This window comes from Arthrobacter sp. TmtSoilC51 (assembly GCF_055388015.1).
Map to the genome: position 1 here is coordinate 2,175,631 of NZ_AP035877.1, position 21,270 is coordinate 2,196,900.

Sequence of the window (21,270 nt, forward strand, 5' to 3'; positions counted from 1 at the left end):
AAGTACGAAGGATGGCTGTCGTGGCCTCTGCATCTGAACTCAACGCTGACGCAAGCGGGGCTGCCGAAGCCGCCGCGCCGCCGTCGAACGTTCGCCTGTCACCCGAGGAACGCATAGCCGAGCTGACCAAGGGACTTCACACCGCGCTCGAGGAGGCAATCGACTCGCCTACGCGCTGGCAAGTCCTGCTCGACGCCTCCGCAACTCTGTGGCGGTACTCCGGGGGTAACGTCGCCTTGCTGATGATGCAGATGGCACAACGCGGTACCGAAGAGCCGACTCTGGTGGCCGGCTACAAAGAGTGGGCCCGGCATGGGCGAACGGTTCTGCGCGGAGAGCACGCGCTCTGGATCATCGCGCCCCGGACAGCCTCGATGCAGGAACTGACTTTCGCTGACGGACAGCGCAAGCTCCTGCCAGCGAATCAGACGGCACCTGTTGATGCCGTCAGCAACGGCAAGAAGAACGTCATCACCGGTTGGCGCGGGCAGGCTGTCTTTGACGTTACGCAAACCGAAGGCACGCCGCTGCTTGTGCCTCGCGCCGGTGCTCAAGCTGGGGCGGACGTAGGTGATCTGTGGAGTTCCCTCCGGGAGGTTGCGAAGGAGCACAGCTTCCGGGTTGAGGTGTCGGGATTCCAACACGGATATACGAGTGGCTACACGGACTTTGATGCGCGTCGAATTCAAGTTGGTCTCTGGATGAACGACGAGGAGCGGGTAGCGGTTCTTGCCCACGAACTCGGTCACGTCCTTCTGCACGGACCCGACGACCGCCTCGGGCGACTGTATGGAAGCAGCGCGAACCATCGCGGACTGGCGGAAGTGGAAGCCGAATCGGTTGCATATACCGTCCTGAGGGCTCACGGCGTCGATCGTGGTCCGCAGTCGGCGTCCTATCTGGCTGGTTGGGCCGATGCGGTGATCAGCGCGGAGAAGGACATGCGGCACGATTCCTCGGAGGGACGAGTGCCGACGTCGCGCGTCGACATCGCCAAGTCGGTGCTGGGGCGGGTGACGGCGGCTGTGAAGGGAATTTTGGCAGTCTCGGATCCTCCTGGTTTCGGAGGAAAGTTCGCCGCCGCCGGTGCTGACCGGTCCGTTGCCGCCGCTCCGACATATGCCGGCATTCCTGGACCGGGCGCGTCATTGAACGGTCCTGAGATTGCTGGTCCCTGAACGCACAGATGTCCGTCGGGAGAAGCCCGTCGACTAAGGAAGGTAACCCACTATGAATACAAAGATCCCCATCACTATCGCAGGGAACCTGGTCGCAGATCCTGAACTGACGATCGGGGAATCCGGAACTCCGCACGCGAAGCTCCGCGTTGCCGTGAACCAGCGGATTCAGAACCCGGATGGCACGTGGAGGGACGGCGAGTCAGTCTTCCACAACGTGTCAGCGTTTCGAATGCTCGCGGAGAACGCCGCTACATCACTCAAGAAGGGCGACCCCGTGACCGTGTCGGGGGAGCTTGAGTTCCGCGCGTACGAGAAGGACGGCGTACGACGTGAAGCTCGGCGGATCATCGCTGACACGATTGGCCCGGACCTTCGCTTTGGTACCGCCACGTATCAACGGTCGGCGCGCGCGGTTGCCGAACCTGAAGCGGCTGTTGAGGCAACGGGACCACAAGCCACGACGGCGACTGGCTGGCCCGCGTACAACGTCACCACGAAGGGGCCGGTGGTGACATCCCCTTTCGGCGGAGTTCGGGCGAATGACATGACTGCCTGACTCGCCGTTGCTGTTCTCGGCCCACGTCTCGTTCCACGAGACGTGGGCTCCTTATTGCCGGCGGGATCCGTATTCGAATATATGTTCTAATCTTGTTGGTATGAGACCAAAGCAAGACTCCATCGCTTTCGCCCGAATGATGGCCCAGTTGGAGGCCGACAGCAATCATCCCAAGCCGGACGACGGCAAGATCATCGAGCTGGCGCCTGGTAGCCGGCCACTGGTTCGCGTGGGGGAGATCTATGGTCGAGCGATCAAGTACACCAGGACCTTTGGACTGGTCGAGTGGGTGGATGAGGGGCGGGTTTATCACGTTGAGTGGTTCCCGGCGGGGCAGGTGAGGCGCGTTGATCAGGAGTCGTGGAGGGGGCGGCCGCTGTAGAGCTCAGCTTAGGAAACGCCTCTCATTACGGAGGCCCGTATTCCGTGCTCTTGGGCACTGCTCGAGCCCAAATCTCGGGCCGGGGGGGTGGCCTTGCTTTCCAACGATAGTCTTGCACTGCTAGCCGCCTAAAGCAGAAGGCTATCTCTGCAGGTATATGTATTTTTCCTAGCAGGCGTGAGATGGCAGGTTTCACCGGTCTATCCAGTCAGCCGGTTCACTGCCAGATCATCACGGTCAGTACAATTTCCGGGGATCGTTTTGAAGGCTATACCTGCGAATGCAGTGCCTCAGCCAGTGTCTTTACCACAAAGCCGTTTAACCGCGCCGATGGATAGAACCGTTGCATGGGCATGTGCATTCTCGCCACGTCTGGGTCTACTCCCAAATTTAGGAGGTCCTTTTGACGCTGGGTTGCGGCGGTCACCCCCTCTATCATCATCAGTTTCATCTCCGCTGGCATGTCCGCCAAAAGCATGCACCCATATGGACTTCCAAGGTCGACGAATTCAATGCCCTGCCTAAGGATGAACTCATGTGCGGATAGGGCGCTGATCACTAACCTGAACTTAAGATCCCCGGGTTGTGCGTCGATCCATGATGCTCCGATTTGTTGGACTTGATTGTCGTCGATCATTATCCTGCCGGTCCCTGTCACAGCGTCAAACAAGGGCTTGATGACGTTGTCCAGGTCTGCCACGATGTGCGTGCTGTAGCGGCGCTCTTCAGAAATGAACCAAGTCAGATCTGCCTTGACATCTCCCGTGAAGATTCGATCCGTCTGAACGGTGACTGCCTCGGCTAGGGCTGACTGAAATTCCTTCTTCCGTTCTCCACCTGACTGCAAGGAAACGGGATCCAGCGTCGATTCAATGCTGACTGCCGAATCGAACCCAAAAACCTGCGTGACCTTGAAGTGAGAGGCTTGTGCCTCGATCGTCCGTCTCATACCATCCTCGGTCTTAGGCGCTTGTGCGGCACGTCGCAGACGAAACGATGTCTATCCCGCGTAGCCTGCGCTCTAATCGTAGTCAGCCCACCAGTTCCTAGTAGCCAACTGCGCACGTGACGCAAATTTTCAGGAACGCTTCACCTCAGGATAGTGGTGCCCAAGCGAGTACGTGATCAGCCGCAATGTTGTAGGTGGAAGGCCACGGAGATCCCGGTCGTACCTGCGCTGGATCTGGTCGAATCAGGAGTACTGAACCGGGCCAGATCGGCTCGGGGAGTGCTTCGATCCAGGCGGGCTGAATGTAGTCGAAGCGGTTCCACCGGATGGTGATCCAGGAACCTGTCGGCTGCACGGCGTCAACGCTCAGCACAGTGATCTCGCTTGTGGTCCCGCCAGCCGCCTTCAGGCTTTCGAGCCGCTTCCATTGAACTGCGGTATCGTCCTGCCACTGCCGTTGTCTGCGAAAGCGTTGGACCCAAAAGAGCAGGACTACTACACAAGGGGTCGTGACGGCGACCAGTAACCAGGCCGTGCCGGAAACCGTGAAGCTCAGGATCCCTAGAATTACGGCAAGCACCAGCGTCACTGCGCTCCAGATGATTAGAGCGGGTGTTGCTGTTTTCGGCTTGATGACTGGATTCATCTGCATACTTGCTCCAACTTCCAGTTTAAAGCTGCCAGCCAGCGCTTGTCAGGCTTATTTGGGAGTCCAACTCATACAGGCTGCGGACATCTTCAACCTCGGACTGTGGTGTGGCCGCCAGGCTAACTGCTCGCTGCAGGTTGTCCCATTGTGAGTGTTGTTCCCATTCCCAGTCCGCGGGAGCCGGACCGAGGGGGAGAGTCGCGCTGTTGACGCCCCAGCGATCTCGATAGACGGACACATCTCGAATCAACGCTGCCGACACTGCGGGATTCGTGTGCTCGCCGAAGCCTTGGCGGAATTGCGTGACCCATTCAGGCTCATCAAGAAGTGCCGCCTTGGCGACGCGGTCCGCACGGTTCGCAATCCGCCGTCGTACTTGGTCCAGCAACGCTGACAGGTCTGGCCGGTCTATCGACATCTGCTCACTCAACGGATCGACAGGCGACGGGGGCATTGAAGTGCAGAATCTGCTTAGTCGGGCATGTGCGACTGCGGTTAGGTCCCGCGCATTGGCTTCAGAGCCCAGGGCCTCGTTCAAGGCACGAAGGGCTCCAGGACGGTTGACGTGGCTCGCTCGTCGCCAGGCTGCGACGGCGGCGCCCCAAGCCGGAGATTCGCGCATCTCTTCAGAGCGGCCGGGCATTAGACCGTCGATACTCTTCCCGAGCTCGAGACCCGCAGCGATTTGAGCCAGGCAATCGTACTCGCGGTACAGACGCTCGAGGCTGTCTGCGTGCTGCCGTTCGAAGTCCCGTATCTCGTGAGCCGTTCGTTCCGCACCTTCAGCTGCAAGGACCTCGCCAAGGATCACCCGCCAGCTCGAACGCGCACTCGGGTCCAGTACTTCGTCCTCGTCTGGGTCGTTCTCGCTCACATAGGCCGTGTTGGAGTGCCGCCCCCGGGTCATGCTGACATAGAGCAGCTCCCGCGTGAGGCGGCCGGGAGTCACGACGGTGTGGCCGGTGTCCACTGTGAGCCCTTGACTGCGATGGGCTGTGGTGGCGTAGCCCAGCTCCAGGGATGCCTCAACATAAGTGCTCGGCAAGAGTAAGGCAGCTCCGCTGTCTTTACGTGTCGCCCGCAGAGCACCGTGTCGTCTATCCACTTCGGTGACTTCGAGGAGCGTTCCATTGCGAAGGAACTCACCACGATCGTCGCGAATCGATCGGTCATTCCGACGGGCAATAACGATGTCGCCACGTCCGGCTCGAAGCCCGTCCCGAAGGACCAAAGTATGTTCAGCGTCCACGTCGCCCAGTCTGACCCGGTCGGCTTGGGCCCGTTCATTGAGCATTTGCACCGTCTCGTTATCGGGCGAAATCAACACTGAGACACGGCCAGCCAGGATATCCGAGTGCCAAGCGGAGTAAGCGCCATCGACCATGTCCGGGTAACTGCCATGTCTTATGCGTCCGTGTTCTTCGTACTCTGCGAGCGCAGACGTACGTCCCTCGCGCAGTCCAAGAGAAGCTGACCGTTCCCACGCATGCTTGAAACGCCAGATCGTGCTCAAGCGCGCTGCCCTTCCTTGCCGATCAAGCCATCCAAGTACGCCGCCGGCGTCGATTGAATCGAGTTGAGCTGGATCGCCAACCAGCAGGATCTTGGCACCGGTTGCCGTCGTCTGGCGGACCAGGGCTGCGAGCTGGAATGTTGAGACCATGGAGGCCTCATCGACTATCACCAGCTGATTGGGATGAAACTGCCAAAGTGACTGCTCGGCCGCCAGCCGAGCGACCTCTTGTTGAAGCCGGTCGATCATATGGCCGCCGGGAGTGCGGGCCGTACGGAGTCGATCGTCCGCCTGGAAAAACCGCCCTGCCCGCTCGGCTGCACCAGACCCAACGGATTCATGCAGCCACTTCGCGACGTTCTCAGTAACCATGCGCAGCTCCGAGCCGAGAACCTCGGCGCTCGCAGCAGCTGGCGCCAGACCAGCAACGCTACCCATCCCGTACGATGCCTCCCAGGCTGCTTTGACCGCGCCAAGGGTTGTCGTCTTACCGGTCCCGGCGGGACCGACGATCGCATCGAGCCGGTTGGAGCTCAGCAGGACATCCGACGCAGCGGTCAGTTGGTCATCATTCAGCGGTGACCCTTTGCTGTTTCTGTACGAGGTGAGCGTCTGGAAGGTGAGATCGACCGGCACGGCCGGGCCGCCGTCGTCGTTCTTCGCTGCCAGGATTTCGTCCTCAAAGCCGAGTGTCGACTCATCCGTGTAGAGGCGCGACCCTTGGAAATCGAAGACGCTGCGCCCGGCGAATTGCAGATCATCGGCGGCACCCGCGGGGACACCGTACCGATACTCGTTGAGTGGCACGGACGTACGCTCCGCCGCGGTGGCCACGGCATCGATCAGCCCATTGCGGTCGGCAGGGGAGGCGCAGCGGATCTCAGCGCACACGCGCTCAACTTCGGCGATCAGGTTCTAGCGATTCCAGGTTGAGCGCCTGGCCGCTACACGCTGTCGGGTGACAAGCCCGACGGCGGCAATCCAGTCGGGGATGAGGTCGCCGATGCGGAACGGGCGAGAGTGTGAGCGCCGAATAGTGGAAGCTACGACGGATTCGGGATCAAAACCCTTGGTCTTTGCTCTGTCGCGCCACTGTGCGGACAGGGTTCGTAACGGTGACGGCGAAGCAGTCTTGGGAGTTCTAGTCGAGAGGGTGGCTTGCTGGCGCAGCCTCAGGGTGGTTGTCGCCGTCGGGGGAGTTCCGTGTTCGGTGGTCCACTGTTGGACCAAGTGATCGGTTTCGATGTCGATGAGCCGTGAACGGCTGGAGAATTCCCGTATGAGGGCCTCAGCGATGCCAGTGAGTTGTTGGCTTGGATTATGAGTGCTTTGCGCGGGCGCTCGGATGTCGGTTTCAGTGCCCAGGCTCGTGTGCAAGGCATCAAAGAGGAGCCCGTTGTAATGCTCGCTGGCGGCGACGACGGCTTTGTATAGGGAACGGGAGTCCAAGGTGACCCAGGCGCCGTCCGTGACGCGCTGGACCCGGTTTGCGATGACAAGGTGGGTGTGGACCTGAGGGTCTCCTGCGCGGGATTCCCAATGGTCGAATGCTGCGGCGATGACTCCTCGTGTGCCGACGTGGGCTACTCCGTTTCGCCCGGATCTGGTGTTGATGACCTGCTCTTCCAGCCAGGCCAGGGTTGCTTCAAGGGCTACGTAATGGGTCTGAAGGATCTGCTCCTGGAGGTGTCGCGGACTAAGTGCCCACAGTGTGGAGACTGACTTCGGGACGCTGAACGTGAGGTCGAAGCCGGCGACGGCGTGCTTTGTCGCTTTCTGATTGCTGGCCTCTTGGCTGATCGGTGACTGCCCGTGAGGCCTGCCTAGCGGTTCTCTGCTGTCGGGGTGCGTTGCGTCTTGGAAGATGGCACGTGCATCGGATTGAGTGACTTTGTCTCCGGGGCCCCGGGCGATACCTTGGAGACCTTTGCCTAGCCAGCGGCCTTGGGGTGTTCCGGTTTTCACGTAGTAGCTGATGGTATCTGGGGGAGTAGGGGAGAGGTCGTCCAGCATCGTGGACTTGAACAGGTACTTGAGCCCTGACCGGATGGAGAGCCTGGCAATGGACATCGTCATGGCCGGGCTCCCGTGCGAGACCTGCCGGGCAGCCATCCTCGCCGACGGAAGATATTGAGTGTCGTTGGGTCGAGGGCGATGCCTTTAGCGCGCGAAATTTGGAGCAAAACGGCCGCAACACGGGCAAGGTCTTGGACGTTTGTTCGCTGGGCGCGCTTCAGACGCAAGACTTCGTTGTGGAGGAGGCCGTTCCTTGTTTCCAGCTCGTCGTAGATGGCGTGGAGACGTTCCAGTTCTGAGGACTGCGACCGTAACTCTGTTATGAGCCGGTCCATGCGGGCGTCGCATTCGGGCTCACCGTGTGTTGGCTGTCCGGGGCTGTGTCTGTTCACACCAGTTCATGTGGTCTCCGGGTAAACTCCGCATGATTTCCCGGGCTGCTGGCCTTGGATGCCAGAGGTGTGCGGACACGCACAGCACACGGAGCAGCGGCAGGGGCGGGCTGGTTGGTGGGGAGGCGAAGCTAGTTAGATGCGAGGGCCACACCCAGCAATTTGACATGGGCGAGCAGAAGCAGCCGCCTATGAGGGCAGGTATGCCTTGAGGATGGGGTGGGCGTCGGAACTGCCGGGCCGGAGAGCGTGGCTTCGAGGCCTACACCGTGATGCACAGGATGGAGTCACGAGACAGGCGGCCAGCCTCGTCGCTCACCCCCGCACAAGGGTCCTCAGGAGCTTAAGTGCCACAGAAACCGAGGAGAGATCTGTCTGACCAGGCGCGGTGGCTTCGATAACCGTCTCCTTGACCTTCCTGAGCTGGTCTCGATGGGTGTGCTCCCACTGCGCTATCCACTCGCTGGGATGCCCGTGCTGGGAACCGAGATTGCGGATGGTTTGGAGCGCCGAGACGGTCACATCGGCTACAGCAGCAAAGACGTCGTCGTAGAGAGCTGACCTAGCCAGAGTTTCCCACCTAGTCTGAACGGGAAGATCCGTGATTCTGAGAAGCATCCTCTGGGCGCCGGTGCGCTGGAACACGGCGTAATAGAGATCAGCGATCTGCTCAATAGGCTGATCGCTCTGCTCCGCGATGAGCGAGATATCCAAGACTGGGAAGCCGGAGGAAATTTCGACGGCGCGATGTGCGAGGTCGCTCGGGAAGCCGACTGCTTCCCACCGCGCCGCAGGATCCTGTTCAAATGCATTCTCATCTCCCCGCGCACCGATGACATTTCCATTCCGTTGAAGACCCATGGCGGGCAGGATCCTGCTGAGAGCCACCTCCACTGCCTGGTCACGGTGATCGTGGGTCATATACCAGCGCACCGAGCGGTCCAGCATCCTTCGTAGATACAAAGTTAGTTCGACCCCCCGCTCAGTAGGAACGGCGGGAGGCAGTGACGCAATCCTCTCCATCACCCAGTCGAGACCGAAGGACTCCCGGATTACCGTAAAGGCTCTCGCGAGGGCGGCCGCGTCTCCGGTGTTCTCCTCGAGGGCCCGGAAGGCGAAGGTGATACCGCCGAGGTTGATGATGTCGTTGGCTAGGACGGTGCAGATGATCTGCCGGCGCAGGGAATGGGCGGGGAGGTCGGAGCCGAAGCGTTCGACGATCTGGTGGGGGAAGTAGTCCCTCAGGATGCGCTCGAACCAGGGGTCGTCGGCGACATCGGTATCGGTGAGTTCGCGGGCAAGTTCGATCTTGGCGTGGGCCGCGAGGACGGAGAGTTCGGGAGCGGTGAGGCTGCGACCGGCGGTGAGGCGGGCGTGGAGCTCGTCGGTTGTGGGGAGGGCCTCGAGGGTGCGGTGGAGGTCGGCTGCCTTTTCGAGCCAGTCCATGGATCGTTCGAATGAGGGGCTCCAGTCCCTGACGAGGACCACGTCGTTGCGCAGGAGCGTATTCTGGTCGCGGTTGTTCTTCAGGACGTGGCGGGCGACGTCGTCGGCGAGGGAATGCAGGAAGTCCGCGCGCTCGCCCGGGTCCATTCGCCCGGCCGCGATCATGCGGTCCAGGAAGATCTTGATGTTGACCTCGTGATCAGAACAGTCCACCCCGGCGGAATTGTCGATCGCGTCAGTGTTGACCAGCACCCCATTCAGTGCGGCCTCGATGCGGGCTCGCTGGGTCAGGCCGAGGTTGCCGCCCTCGACCACGATCCGGGCCCGCAGCTGACTGGCGTTGATACGGATGGCGTCGTTGGCCTTGTCCCCCACGTCCCGGTTCGCCTCGGCCGCGGCCTTGACGTAGGTGCCGATCCCGCCGTTGTAGAGCAGATCCACCGGGGCTGCCAGGATCTCCTGGATCAGCTCGGACGGTGTCAGCGCCGCCGCCGTCCCCGGGGTCCCCAGGGCGGCCCGCACCTGCGGGGACAGGGGGATGGACTTGGCGGTCCTAGGGTAGACGCCCCCGCCGGGGCTGATTAGCGCAGGGCTGTAGTCATCCCAGGAGGAGCGGGGCAGGTCGAAGAGACGGCGGCGTTCCTTGAACGAGACCGCAGAGTCGGGGTCGGGGTCCAGAAAGATGTGGCGGTGGTCAAATGCGGCCACGAGGCGGGTGTGCCCGGAGAGTAGCATGCCGTTGCCGAAGACGTCCCCGGACATGTCCCCGATGCCGACGGCAGTGAAGTCCTGAGCCTGGCAGTCCACCCCGAGCTGGCGAAAGTGCGCCTTCGCGGACTCCCATGCGCCGCGAGCGGTGATGCCTAGCCGCTTGTGGTCATAGCCCACCGACCCGCCGGAGGCGAAGGCGTCTCCGAGCCAGAACCCGTATTCCGCGGCGACTTGGTTGGCGGTGTCGGAGAACGCCGCAGTGCCCTTGTCCGCAGCCACTACGAGGTAAGTATCGTCCTCGTCGTGCCGCACCACCCGCTCGGGGGGTACCACCCGGCCGTCTGGCAGGGCCAGATTGTCCGTTACGTCGAGCAGTCCGCGGATGAAGTCGCGGTAGGCCTCTGCGCCCTCGGCGACCCAGGCGGCCGGGTCCACCCCCGGGTCGGGGAGGCGCTTGGGGTAGAAACCGCCTTTGGCGCCGGTGGGTACGATCACCGAGTTTTTCACGATTTGCGCCTTCGCCAGGCCCAGGACCTCCGTGCGGAAGTCCTCCCGCCGATCCGACCATCTGATCCCACCACGGGCCACCGGCCCGAAGCGCAGGTGCACCCCCTCGACACGGGGCGAGTACACCCAGACCTCGGAGCGCGGCCGCGGGTAGGGGGCCCAGGGAAGGTGGGAGGGCTGGAGCTTGAAGCTCACAAACGGCCGGGCCCGGTAAAAGTTCGTCCGGGTCGTGGCCTCGATCAGGCCCAGGAACGTCCGTAGCAACCGATCCGCATCCAAGGAGGCGACGGCGTCAATCGCCTCTGCTGCTGCAGTACGGGCCGTGGCGGTGCGGCCACGACCAGCACTGCCGAAAGCAGGATCGAACCGGGACTGGAACAGGCCCAGCAGTGCGTGGGTCGCCTGTGCGTTCGCCAGGAGCGCATCTACGATGAAGTCGTATGAGTTCGTCGTCCCGAGCTGGAGCAGGTACTTCGCATACGCCCGCAGGATTGAAACCTCACCCCAGCTAAGCCCTTCCGTCAGCCCGAGAGCGTCTAAACGATCAGACTCTGCCTCTCCTTGCATGGCCGCGCTGAATGCATCAGCAAGCACCGAGCCCGACTCCAGCGCATCGACCCCCGCCGGGTAGGTCACGCCGAGGTCGTACAGGAACAAGGCTCGGTCGGGCGCGCGTACGATATCGAACGCACGCTCGTCCATCACCACGAGGCCTAGATTGTGGAAGATGGGCAGGATCTCCGTCAGGCTCCGGGGTCGTGTGAGATAGAGCCGAATGCGCGCGGGGTGCGCGGAGACGATCAGAAGGGGATCTTCCAACGGCCGTCCGCCGTTTCCGTCGAGATCGAACTGCTCGAATCGTTCGATGTCGTCGACAGCAGCCGTGACGTCGACCCCTACTCGATAGTCGAGTGGGAAGGCTGCTGACCACAGGGCGGAGAGGCGGGCGGCCGCCTCGGGCATACGAGCGTGCAGAGCGTCGTTGAGTTGCTCCACCCAGTGCAACGCCCGCAACAGGCTCGGCTCGATCTTGGCTCGATCGACTTCGCGCGTAGACGCGTCGCTCGGCAAGTCTTCGTCAGTCATAACCCCTGCGCCTCCCGCAGGTGGAGCCGCCCCGAGACGGTACGTTGAGGCAGAATCCCCCCACATGATCCATCATCGCCGCGCCCGGCGCCCTCGTCCATCGGTAACGGGCCCCAGGAAGCGACCTACTGCAAGTTGGGGGAGTATCCGCGTCGTCGGTTTCTGCTGCAACCTCCACCGCCTTCACCCCGTCTCCATGGTGCGAGCCGATCGGAGCCTACAGACCGTTTCGCAGGAGGCAAGATATCGTCGACGATCTCCGCCTCGCTATTCACGGGATCCACAAGAGGTTGCGGTCCAACGTCGCTGTCGCCGCCGTGCCCGGGCGCTGGCTGCGGATGAGGGATCGTTCTCGCTGATGTAGGCGTAATTGCCCTCCCTGCCCCGGATCATGCTCACATACAGCAGTTCCCGAGTGAGTCGCCCGCGCGTGACCACGGTGTGGCCGCTATCCACTGTGAGGCCCTGAGAACGATGTGCCGTCGTCGCGTGGCCCAACTCAAGTGAGGACAAGACGCAATGGTGCGGCAGCTCCACCGCCGCCCCGTTGTCCCGACGGACGGCCACCACAGAGCCACCGCGGGTCGGTAACGCGGACGACGTCGAGCATGGTTCCGTTCCGTACGATGTCGCCTTTTGTGTCCCAGATGGTTCGGTCGTTCTGCCGGGCGACTTGGAGGGCGTTCCCAGCAGCGTGGGTCTCCGTGCGGATGTAGTTAGCGTCAACATGGTCCAAACAGCCTTAAGGAGGTCCAACAAGGCGAACGTCTGCTCGCGTGCTGCGTTCCAGTCCGGTCCTGCGAGCAGCTGCGGACGCATGTCGCCCCAGAGGGTCGAAATAGGTGTGCCCCCTGGGTGGTTCCGGTGCGACCTAGTTAGTCCTGCATGGCTTCGAGGACTTTTACGGTGTCGACGAACTGTTCGAAGCGGACGATCAGCACGCCGCGGACGACGAAGTGGTGCACGACCCGGACGTTCAGGCGCTTAGCGGTGGCTTTGTTCGTGGCGGTGTAGCGTGCCAGCACAACGACTTCATTTCAGAGTGGTTATGTTCATGGAAGCAGCTGCTGAAGTTTGACGGAGGGTCTCTTGAAAGGGGTTCTGGCAGAGTCTCCCAGCGCTATTCGCATTCACATTACGTTTGGTGTATGGATAATCAGTCTGAAGTGCGGCAGTTCCTTTCCACGAGACGCGGAAGGATCTCCCCTGAGCAGGCAGGAATAGAGCCGAATGGCGGCCGACGGCGGGTGCCCGGTCTTCGTCGGGAGGAAGCTGCCCGCTTGGCCGGGGTCAGCGTCGAGTATTACACCCGAGTGGAGCGTGGAAATCTTACTGGCGTCTCGGACAGTGTCCTGGATTCCATCGCCCGCGCATTGCAACTCGATCGCGCTGAGCAGGACCACCTTTATGACCTCGCCCGAGTGGCTAACACCTCGTCGCGGAAGCGGACTTCAGGCACCCCACCCATCACGGTTCGGCCTGTCTTGCAGCATTTACTCGATGCCATCACGGGTGCGCCTGCTTTCATAAGCAACAACCGCATGGATATCGTGGCCGCCAACGCTCTGGGGTACGCCCTCTACTCGGATATGTATCGTGGGAGCGCACGACCGGCCAACCATTCCCGTTTCATTTTCCTGGACGCTAGGGCACATGATTTCTATCCCGATTGGGAGCGCGCAGCCAATGTAAACGTAGCTATTCTGCGTCGCGAGGCAGGCCGCAGCCCCTTCGATAAGGGGATTGCGGAGCTAGTCGGTGAACTTTCGATGCGAAGCGAGGACTTTCGCAGCCGATGGGCGGCGCATAACGTTCGGCGCCATTACTCCGGGTCAAAGTCTTTCCAGCATCCGGTTGTCGGACTTCTGGAATTGAACTACCAGACTGTGGAATTGGAGGAGGACCTGGGGCACACCTTGACGATCTATCCTGCGGTCCCGGACAGCCCGGCCGCGGAATCACTCAAACTCCTGGCGTCGTGGGCTGCCACCGAAAACGTCGTGGAACTGGCTCGGCGCTGAACTACTGTGAAATCTCGGTCCAGACATCGCAAACTTGAAGGGCCGGGTGCATTGTCTTCCGCTCGGAGCCATAGCTAACGGTCGTGTTGATACGCAGGGGAATGAACCCTCCCAGCGAATTCAGTCCCAACGGGGGTCTGTCATAACCCCTTTTGCCAGAGATCTCCTTACCTGCTGACATTCAGGTTTAGATTGCCATGGCGGCGCACGACAGCGTGACGAGTGCGCTACCGTCCCTATGCAGTGAAAGCCCTCATTAAGGATCACCAAAAAATGCCACTACACGAAGACAGCCTCACCTTCGCCATCGACTCCCAGGTGACTCGGACACCAGTGCGATACCAGAACCGGTACGGGATAGATATCGCAGCAGACCTGTACACGCCGGGCAATCTGGATGAGTCCGGACTGCATGCGGCCGTCGTTATCGGCCCACCATATGGCGGAGTCAAAGAGCAAGGTCCTGGAATCTATGGCAACGAGCTCGCCCGTCGTGGATTTGTTGCCCTTGCATTCGACCCCTCCTACAACGGCGAGAGTGGCGGGGCGCCCCGCCACGTGTCCTCCCCAGATATCTTCGCCGAGGACTTCAGCGCCGGCGTCGACTTCCTTGGGACACTGCCATACATAGACCGAGAAAAGATTGGTGCCCTTGGTATCTGCGGTAGCGGGGGCTTCGCACTGAACGCCGCCCAGGTAGATACCCGCATCATGGCAGTCGCGGCGGTAGTCATGTATGACATTAGCGGTGTAAAACGAAATGGATGGATGGACTCACAGAGTGATGAGGAGCGTCGCGCGGAACTTCGGAGCATCGCGGCGCAACGCTGGGCTGACGTAGATGCCGGAGAGCCCGCGCTGACCCCGGTGTTCCCCGAAGATTTCAACCCCGCGGGCCTCGATCCGATTACGGCGGAATTCCACGAGTACTATGTTGCAGATCGTGGCCGTCATCCTCGTTCAATCGGTGGTTTTACGGTCACCAGCGGACTATCTCACGTCAACTTCGGAGCCATCGCTCACCTGCCGGACATAGCACCCAGGCCAATCCTGCTCGTTACCGGAGAGCACGCTCATTCGCGCTACTTCAGCGATGCCGTTTTGGAGCGGGCCGACGAACCGAAGGAGCTCGTCGTGGTCCCGGGGGCACGACACATCGACCTGTACGATCGGACGGACATCATCCCGTTCGATAAGATCGAACATTTCTTTGCCGAAGGCCTCAGCTCAACCGTTTTGACCGGTCCGGCATCTGTCAACGGGCACGCGTAAGCTCAAGGAACCCTGTGGGCGCCATTCATTGCTGGCGCCCACAGGGTTCACATTTCCAACGGAAGGCGTCCGGAACATCGAAACTAGTCGGCCGCCAACGTTTGTGACAGCCGAATAAGGGCCAAATCCTCCACAGCGATCACCCATTCAATCGTTTGGAACAGATGGTCCAGTTTTCTACCGTCACGATGAATCAGTTTTCGAGCTTCACCGACACAGGTCGGGGGTTAAGATGATGGTCACGTAGCAAGCAATTGGAAGGGCCGTTGACGAACAGTACTTGACTGCCCGTCAACGGCCCTTCGGAAATAGTCAGCTAGTTCTCGCTACGTCCCTACGGCGCAGCCAGCGCGAGGGTCATCTGCTCCGGGGTGAGGAGACTTGAAACCGGAACGGTCGAAGGAATCTCCGCGCTGTTGGTTTCCAGAACCGAGTCGGTCGTGACAACGGGAACACGGACGGAGACTTGAGCTGGTACCTGCTGGCCTTCCTTGATCTTGATTCCGGCGGTCACACCGAAGCGACCAAACCAAACGTGACTGCTGGCGAGCCAGGACGTTACCTCGACTCCGGCCTGCTTCGCTTGCTGAACTTGGGTGAGCCAGGAGTAGTTCATGACATCGCTCAGGAATACTGGAGGCGTCTTGCGCTCATCGACGTAAGGCTTGACGAAGTCATCCGTGGTGTAGTCGTAGATGATTGCGGCTGGCTGTTTACCCGAAGCCAACAACGCATTCGCAGCTTGCGCGGCGCCCTGGGCGGTCCACTGTGTGAATCCCTCAGTGACCATTGTCCATCCGGCGTCGTCGAGGACTTTCCGTAGGCACGGCTGCCATGCAGCAGCGTTACTGTTGCCTGGGATGCCGGTATAGAGGGCATACGTGGAGTTCTTGCCGAGCTTCTTAACTAGGGCTTCGGCGCCCTCGGTGTAAAGGTCGCACAAAGCCAGCGGAACCTGAGCCGCAACGGATGATGCTGCAGAGTCCGGCAACGGTGTGTTGACCGTGATCACGGTGATGCCAGCCTGCTTGGCTTGCTGCAGCGCCGAAGCAATCGCCCCGCCGAAAACCGGGTCAGTGACGATGATGTCCACGCGTTGGGCGATCAAGCTTCTCAGGTTTGCCAGCACTGCCGCGACATCCCCGTTGGCGTTGTTGTAGACGATTTTCTTTACCTGCGGGTAGGCCAAGGCTTGGGCGGTCGCTTCGCCGCGGAAGATGTTGTTCCACGAATTGGCAGTCTGAAGGGCGATCGCAACTGTGAGGGAGCCGCGGCCTGTGTCACAGGAACCCTGCTGGAGGCACGTCTTGAACAATGCTTCTTGGTCGGAAGTGAATGGCTGGGAGGCTGCCGCCATTGTGTCGGCTACTACTGGGTCCAAATCCGAGGACTTGATGTCCGTTAGAAAGGTCTTCTTGATGGTGTCAGCAAGGGCCTTCTGATCGACGTTCTGTGCGGTGATGTCACTGCCAGAGCCTGAAGCAGCCGTGTTTGAGCTGCCGGACGGGCCGGTTGTTGTTGAGCAGGCGGCCAGTGACACTGCCAGCACGGATGCTGCCAGCAACTGGAGTGCCGGCCGGGACTTTGTCCAGGGACGGCTTGGGGATGCCATTTTCATGGGATGTTGTCTCCTCGTTGGGATGTGATGGCGTCCGTGAACTCTTCATTGAAGGGACGCCGATGCGATGTAGCTGGCCTGGAAGGTCTGTGGGACTTCAGCAGGTGGTGCCGAGTTGCAGTGCTGGGAGTGGTGTGTTCCTGCTCACTATTGAACAATATCTCGCTATATGGGATAACTGTCAATAAGTGATGTGCGATCTTGCTAGACCCGAGGCGTACACCAAGGCCTGGACCGGCCGTTCGCCGGCGGGGCTCAGCAAGTGGAGCGAGCAGGAGAAGCGGCCTACCGACGGCGATCGAATCTCACATTTCAACGCATGGCTGCCCATGGGCACCCAATGCAGCGAACGCACTCAACAATCACAGAATCATCGGCCGCGTGGCCGAATTTCACCGAAGCAAAGTTGCTTCTGACCCGGAGGTACAAGGAAGTGCTGATGTTAATGCGCAGGGATCTGCTATGACGACAGGTATTAGTCGCGACGTTCCGTCCTGGAGCCGTCAATCAGTGGCCAAGAGCCGGCTCACAGATCTGAAGTACCGTTTCCCGCCACGGTATCTGGCAAGCTGGGGTGCGCTTCTGCTCTTGCTGATCTTCGCCGTAGTAGTGGCCCCGGCCAGCCTTGGTGGGAACTCAGTGAGAGTGGTCAGCGGGTTGGCCGGAATTCTTGCTCTCGCCGCTATGGGTCAGATGCTGGTGGTCATGCTGGGCGCTATCGATCTCTCAGTTTCTGCCGTGCTGGCAGCTTCTGCTGGCGTGGTCGTGCACTACGGTGTTCCAGGATCAAATCTGGGGCTTGTCATTCTGACGGCGCTGGTTGTTTCTGTGGTGGTAGGAGTCGTCAATGGCTTCTTCATCTGCGTGCTTCGACTGAACTCGATCATCGTTACGCTGGCAACTTATGGCGTCGTTACGGGCGGCATGTTGTTGTGGTCGGGGTCGTCCTTTTCCCTGACGGGTGAAGCACCTGAGGCGTTGCAGCAGGTGAGCCAGTGGTCGTTCCTCAACATCAACACGTGTTTTATTGCGGCGATCGTCGTGGGGATGATTCTCGCAGCTGTGCTCTCGTTGACACGTGCCGGCCGTCGAGTAGCTCAAGTCGGTTCGAATCGACGCGCAGCGACTGCTCTTGGCGTCAAGGTGACACTCGTGCAGATGAGCACATTCGCGGCCGTCGGGCTTCTCTATGGAATTGCCGGTGTGTTTCTCGCCGGATTCATCGGAACGCCCGACATCTCGATCGGCGCACCATACCAGCTTGCTACGGTAACGGCGGTCGCGATTGCCGGTCTGGTCTTCAGCGGCGGCCCGACGAGCGTACTTAGCTTGCTCGTTTCTTGCGTCTTCCTGCAGCTGCTTGACCAAGCACTGGTGGTCGCCGGGTTCTCAAATGGGGCGCGGATCGTTATTCAGGGATTCGCTTTGGTTGTCGCCGTTGCGGCAATAACAATCAGCCAGTACGGGGTTGCGGGCGTTAAGAGACTCCGCACGCAGCTAGCAGTAAGGCGAGAAAAATGACGGACCAACTGACGCCGTCCGCACGAAGCACTAAAGGAGAATCCGCAATGTCGGAGACAGTTGACCTTGGACCCTCACATGCCAGTCCCGTCCGAAAGAGGGTTGACTTCGACCAGCCAGCTGTTGTCTTGACGGGTGTGTCTAAGTCTTTCCCCGGTGTGAAAGCTCTTGCGGACGTTGACTTTGACTGCCACCCCGGTGAGGTTCATGCTCTGGTGGGCGAAAACGGCTCCGGCAAATCCACACTCATTAAGATCGCCTCGGGCGTACTCTCTCCTGATTCAGGGGAAGTGCTGATCGGAGGACAACCGCTGGCCGGCGGGACAGTCCAGCGTGCCCGTAAGCTCGGGTTGGTTACCGCATACCAGGACACTTCCTTGGTTGAGGAACTGACCGTCGCCGACAACATTGCACTGTCATTCAACGCAGTTGGAATGCCGCGACCGACGAACTTGGACCAACTACTCGCCCGCTACGACCTTCCGTTTAAGCCGACCGATCTCGTCGGCGCACTCGGTCCTGGGGCACGTCAGCTTCTTGAAGTGGCCAGGGCGATGAGTCATCAACCTCGGGTTCTCATGCTTGACGAGCCGACTGCGGCCTTGGATATGCAGTATGCGGCGCATCTGGAGGAATTGATCAAGCAGTCCCGAGACGAAGGCGTGGCGATCGTATACGTCAGTCACCGCTTGGAAGAGGTTCGACGTCTGGCTGATAGGTTGACAGTTCTGCGCGACGGAGTGATGCAAGGAACCCACAGTGGAAAGAATTGGCAGGTGGATGACATTGTGGAATTAATGGTCGGCGCGCCAACCGATCTTGAGTTCCCAACAAGGGCGTCTCTACCCGCTGAAAGCAATAAGTTAGAGGTCCGCGACCTTTCCGGCCAAGGCTATGGACCTGTCTCGATCACCGTGCGCCCAGGCGAAATTGTCGGAGTTGCAGGCGCTGAGGGCAACGGGCAGCGTGCCTTCCTGCGGGGACTTATCGGCGAGAAACGCACCTCGGGTGAGGTGTTGGTTGAGGGCAAACTCGTTGGACGCGGCGGCCCATCCGCGGCACTTGATTCTGGCATTAGCTTCCAAAGCGGTGACCGTGCGGTTGAGTCGGTCTACGGCGACCTGTCTGTGATGGAAAATGCTACCGCCCAGCTTGGCGCCGATAGTGGTCCTTTCGGGCTGGCGCTGCCGGGCCGGCTGCGTGAGTCATTCAGCAAGGTGACTAAACAACTTGGCATCGTGGCTGCGTCGCCGTATCAGCCGATAAGCAGCCTCTCTGGAGGCAATCAGCAAAAGGCTGTCCTGGCCAGGCCAGCTCTGCGCCGACCCAAGGTCCTTGTTGTCGACGAACCAACGCAAGGTGTTGACGCCAAGGCACGCATGGATATCTATAAGGTCCTATCGAGTGCGGCCGAAGAGGGAATGGCTGTTTTAGTGAATTCGTCGGATTCATCAGAACTCGCGGGCCTTTGCGACCGGGTATACGTCATGTCCCGAGGAACTGTTGTTCAAGAAATTACTGGCCCCACAACTGAGACAGCGATTGTCCGAAGTTTTGTCAGCGCAGCAGGCGTTGATGAGAATCACGTTGATCAGGTGCCAAGCGACGCAGGCTTCATTTCGCGGCTTGTAGCTCGGGCCTCTTCGCAGTTTCCCATCTTCGTTCTCCTGATACTGATGGCCATTGTGGCTGCTTACACCGGCAGCCAGTCGCCAGTCTTTTGGTCATGGCCAAACCTCGCCAACATGCTGATCATCAGCTTGCCCTTGGCCTTCGTAGCGCTCGGACAACAATTCACCATGCTGTCCCGGGGCTTTGACCTGTCAGTTGGGTCGACCATGAGTCTGACCGTTGTCTTAGTGTCAATGACGCTGCCAGATCTTAGTGCGGGTTCACTTCTCGCCACCGTCCCACTGCTCCTGCTGGTGGCGGCCGCCATTGGTGGATTTAATGCGGTGCTGATTGGGTGGTTGAAGATCAATGCTGTGGTGGCCACCATCGCAACGATGGGAATTGTTCAAGGCATCGCGATCATTCTGCGTCCGGCACCGGAGGGCGTCATCGCCCCAGAACTCGGAACTGCTGTAAGTCTCGGAATTGCCTTTGTGCCTGCTCCCTTCATCGCGCTCGTCGTTCTGACGATCGGGTTGGAGCTGTGGCTCCATCGCAGCCGATCAGGATTGGCCGTCCGCGGTGCAGGATTCAACCCTGAAGCTATCCGCAGGATTGGCCGGAGGGTCGGGGTCATCAGGTCCGTCGGGCTGTTGGTTGCAGCTCTTGGCGCCGTCGTGGGAGGCGTGCTTTTGGCATCCCAGACGGGTATCGGCTCCAACGCAGTGGGCGCGACGTATTCCCTTCCCGCGTTCGCCGCAGTGTTCCTCGGCGGTGCCGTGATGACAGGAGGTCGCGGGTCCTTCATTGGAGCTGTACTGGGTGCAGTGTTCCTCTCATTGCTGGACAACGTCACGCCTCTGCTCAACATCCCCAACGCGACCGAACAAGTCATTTATGGCGTCATCCTGCTGGTGGCCGTGGCCGGCTACACCGTCGCCCAGCGAGTCCGTGCCCGCAAGTAGGGGCTGACTCGAACCAGAATGAGGGTGTCCGTCCTGCGTGAGCAAGCCGAACACCCTCATTCTTTGAAGCCAGCGTTGTCCGAGGACTATGGCTTCGTCGCAACGGTCAGTCACATGAAGAGTGCCCAGGTAACTACCTGGGCACTCTTCATTGGTTTTGCATCCAAACTGACCTTAGTCAGAAAGGGGAGCCGCAAATGTTCGGAACGGTCCTCGATTCAGGTGGATATCCCATAGGTTTTCAGCGAGTGCGGTGGGTTCATGGGCAGGGTCCCCGCCGCCGATCCCGAGGGGGATGATCAGTTGCGCTGCGTGGATTCCTTCGGGAGCCAAAGCATCATGGAGAAGCTGCCCATAGGCGCTTTCACCCGCAAAAGCGATGGAGGTCCCGGCTACCGCACCGCGGGGTCGGATGGCGCTGGCTCCGTTGACGAAGAGGATTGTTCCCCGTCCCATGTCTCTCATGTCTGGAAGGACTTGCTGCACTGCTGTTGCCGGTCCGAAAATAGAGAACTCGATGGGCCCGACCAAGTCGTCGGCTGTGGTTTCCAAGACAGGTCGCATGAACTCTTTGGCCGGAACCGGGCTGTACTGGAGTACCTCGATGGGGCCGAACTGCGCCGCAGCCTCCGAAAGTGCTGAACGCAGGGATTCAGCCTCCCGAACGTTCGCAGTGAAACCTCGAGCCTTGATACCTTCGGCCGCAAGTGTGGCCTCGAGAGAAGAGAGGTGCTCTGAGTTGCGGGCAATGAGGGCGACAGAGAAGCCCTCTCGGCCAAAACGGCGTGCCACGGCGAGGCCGAGACCTGTGCCGGCGCCAACAATAGCAATAGTGCGCATTGATTTGGGTCCTTCCATGTGTCCAAAAGACTGA

Annotated in this window: 16 protein-coding genes; 7 read left to right on the plus strand and 9 right to left on the minus strand. The window is 60.3% G+C overall.

Annotated features, from left to right (window positions below):
• Window positions 1–20 precede the first annotated feature (20 nt).
• The 3 genes from ACZ5G6_RS09955 to ACZ5G6_RS09965 all read left to right on the plus strand — a co-directional run bounded on the left by ACZ5G6_RS09955 (window position 21) and on the right by ACZ5G6_RS09965 (window position 2,119).
• Window positions 21–1,178, plus strand: coding sequence for an ArdC-like ssDNA-binding domain-containing protein (locus tag ACZ5G6_RS09955; protein WP_498691125.1), 1,158 nt, complete (start codon window positions 21–23; stop codon window positions 1,176–1,178).
• Between the two features lie 52 nt (window positions 1,179–1,230).
• Window positions 1,231–1,737 carry a single-stranded DNA-binding protein gene (locus ACZ5G6_RS09960; RefSeq protein ID WP_498691127.1) on the plus strand — a complete coding sequence of 169 codons (507 nt, stop codon included), beginning with the start codon at window positions 1,231–1,233 and terminating at the stop codon, window positions 1,735–1,737.
• Window positions 1,738–1,837: 100 nt separating this feature from the next.
• Window positions 1,838–2,119, plus strand: a complete 282-nt coding sequence (locus ACZ5G6_RS09965; RefSeq protein ID WP_498691129.1) for a hypothetical protein — start codon at window positions 1,838–1,840, stop codon at window positions 2,117–2,119.
• 268 nt (window positions 2,120–2,387) lie between these two features.
• Here the strand turns inward: ACZ5G6_RS09965 and ACZ5G6_RS09970 are convergent, their stop codons facing one another.
• From ACZ5G6_RS09970 to ACZ5G6_RS10000, 7 genes are all read right to left on the minus strand, one after another.
• Window positions 2,388–3,068 (minus strand): RusA family crossover junction endodeoxyribonuclease, encoded by a 681-nt coding sequence (locus ACZ5G6_RS09970; protein ID WP_498691131.1) that lies wholly within the window; start codon window positions 3,066–3,068, stop codon window positions 2,388–2,390.
• 145 nt (window positions 3,069–3,213) lie between these two features.
• The gene (locus ACZ5G6_RS09975) at window positions 3,214–3,720 is read right to left on the minus strand and encodes a hypothetical protein (RefSeq protein ID WP_498691133.1); all 507 of its coding nucleotides are present in this window, start codon (window positions 3,718–3,720) and stop codon (window positions 3,214–3,216) included.
• Window positions 3,721–3,739: 19 nt separating this feature from the next.
• On the minus strand, window positions 3,740–6,121 hold the full coding sequence (locus ACZ5G6_RS09980; RefSeq protein ID WP_498691135.1) for an ATP-dependent DNA helicase: 2,382 nt from the start codon (window positions 6,119–6,121) through the stop codon (window positions 3,740–3,742).
• A 24-nt stretch (window positions 6,122–6,145) separates the two neighbouring features.
• Entirely contained in the window at window positions 6,146–7,306 is a 1,161-nt protein-coding gene (mobF, locus tag ACZ5G6_RS09985) for a MobF family relaxase (RefSeq protein WP_498691137.1), read from the minus strand.
• Window positions 7,307–7,953: 647 nt separating this feature from the next.
• A complete protein-coding gene (locus tag ACZ5G6_RS09990; protein ID WP_498691139.1) occupies window positions 7,954–11,388 on the minus strand; it encodes an NAD-glutamate dehydrogenase domain-containing protein in 3,435 nt (1,144 codons plus the stop codon).
• A gap of 499 nt (window positions 11,389–11,887) precedes the next feature.
• Window positions 11,888–12,124, minus strand: coding sequence for a hypothetical protein (locus tag ACZ5G6_RS09995; RefSeq protein ID WP_498691140.1), 237 nt, complete (start codon window positions 12,122–12,124; stop codon window positions 11,888–11,890).
• A 139-nt stretch (window positions 12,125–12,263) separates the two neighbouring features.
• On the minus strand, window positions 12,264–12,413 hold the full coding sequence (locus ACZ5G6_RS10000) for a hypothetical protein (protein WP_498691141.1): 150 nt from the start codon (window positions 12,411–12,413) through the stop codon (window positions 12,264–12,266).
• 123 nt (window positions 12,414–12,536) lie between these two features.
• Between ACZ5G6_RS10000 and ACZ5G6_RS10005 the strand changes: the two genes are divergently transcribed.
• Entirely contained in the window at window positions 12,537–13,409 is an 873-nt protein-coding gene (locus ACZ5G6_RS10005; RefSeq protein WP_498691143.1) for a helix-turn-helix transcriptional regulator, read from the plus strand.
• A gap of 273 nt (window positions 13,410–13,682) precedes the next feature.
• On the plus strand, window positions 13,683–14,681 hold the full coding sequence (locus ACZ5G6_RS10010) for an alpha/beta hydrolase (RefSeq protein ID WP_498691145.1): 999 nt from the start codon (window positions 13,683–13,685) through the stop codon (window positions 14,679–14,681).
• Between the two features lie 334 nt (window positions 14,682–15,015).
• On the opposite strand, the gene ACZ5G6_RS10015 is transcribed toward ACZ5G6_RS10010, so the two are convergent.
• Window positions 15,016–16,299, minus strand: coding sequence for a substrate-binding domain-containing protein (locus tag ACZ5G6_RS10015; protein ID WP_498691146.1), 1,284 nt, complete (start codon window positions 16,297–16,299; stop codon window positions 15,016–15,018).
• A 462-nt stretch (window positions 16,300–16,761) separates the two neighbouring features.
• Here ACZ5G6_RS10015 and ACZ5G6_RS10020 point away from each other — a divergent pair, with 462 nt between their 5' ends.
• Both ACZ5G6_RS10020 and ACZ5G6_RS10025 read left to right on the plus strand, forming a co-directional pair.
• On the plus strand, window positions 16,762–17,820 hold the full coding sequence (locus ACZ5G6_RS10020; RefSeq protein WP_498691148.1) for an ABC transporter permease: 1,059 nt from the start codon (window positions 16,762–16,764) through the stop codon (window positions 17,818–17,820).
• Between the two features lie 47 nt (window positions 17,821–17,867).
• Window positions 17,868–20,396, plus strand: a complete 2,529-nt coding sequence (locus ACZ5G6_RS10025; protein WP_498691150.1) for an ATP-binding cassette domain-containing protein — start codon at window positions 17,868–17,870, stop codon at window positions 20,394–20,396.
• A gap of 174 nt (window positions 20,397–20,570) precedes the next feature.
• Here ACZ5G6_RS10025 and ACZ5G6_RS10030 read toward each other — a convergent pair whose 3' ends face one another.
• Entirely contained in the window at window positions 20,571–21,236 is a 666-nt protein-coding gene (locus ACZ5G6_RS10030; RefSeq protein WP_498691152.1) for an SDR family NAD(P)-dependent oxidoreductase, read from the minus strand.
• Window positions 21,237–21,270 lie beyond the last annotated feature (34 nt).

Excerpts from the sequence above, each read along its gene's own strand:
- ACZ5G6_RS09960 (WP_498691127.1), top strand. The coding sequence starts at position 1,231 with ATGAATACAAAGATCCCCATCACTATCGCAGGGAACCTGGTCGCAGAT.
- ACZ5G6_RS09965 (WP_498691129.1), top strand. The coding sequence starts at position 1,838 with ATGAGACCAAAGCAAGACTCCATCGCTTTCGCCCGAATGATGGCCCAG.
- ACZ5G6_RS09970 (WP_498691131.1), bottom strand. The coding sequence starts at position 3,068 with ATGAGACGGACGATCGAGGCACAAGCCTCTCACTTCAAGGTCACGCAG.
- ACZ5G6_RS09975 (WP_498691133.1), bottom strand. The coding sequence starts at position 3,720 with ATGCAGATGAATCCAGTCATCAAGCCGAAAACAGCAACACCCGCTCTA.
- mobF (WP_498691137.1), bottom strand. The coding sequence starts at position 7,306 with ATGACGATGTCCATTGCCAGGCTCTCCATCCGGTCAGGGCTCAAGTAC.
- ACZ5G6_RS09990 (WP_498691139.1), bottom strand. The coding sequence starts at position 11,388 with ATGACTGACGAAGACTTGCCGAGCGACGCGTCTACGCGCGAAGTCGAT.
- ACZ5G6_RS10005 (WP_498691143.1), top strand. The coding sequence starts at position 12,537 with ATGGATAATCAGTCTGAAGTGCGGCAGTTCCTTTCCACGAGACGCGGA.
- ACZ5G6_RS10010 (WP_498691145.1), top strand. The coding sequence starts at position 13,683 with ATGCCACTACACGAAGACAGCCTCACCTTCGCCATCGACTCCCAGGTG.
- ACZ5G6_RS10015 (WP_498691146.1), bottom strand. The coding sequence starts at position 16,299 with ATGAAAATGGCATCCCCAAGCCGTCCCTGGACAAAGTCCCGGCCGGCA.
- ACZ5G6_RS10020 (WP_498691148.1), top strand. The coding sequence starts at position 16,762 with ATGACGACAGGTATTAGTCGCGACGTTCCGTCCTGGAGCCGTCAATCA.
- ACZ5G6_RS10025 (WP_498691150.1), top strand. The coding sequence starts at position 17,868 with ATGTCGGAGACAGTTGACCTTGGACCCTCACATGCCAGTCCCGTCCGA.
- ACZ5G6_RS10030 (WP_498691152.1), bottom strand. The coding sequence starts at position 21,236 with ATGCGCACTATTGCTATTGTTGGCGCCGGCACAGGTCTCGGCCTCGCC.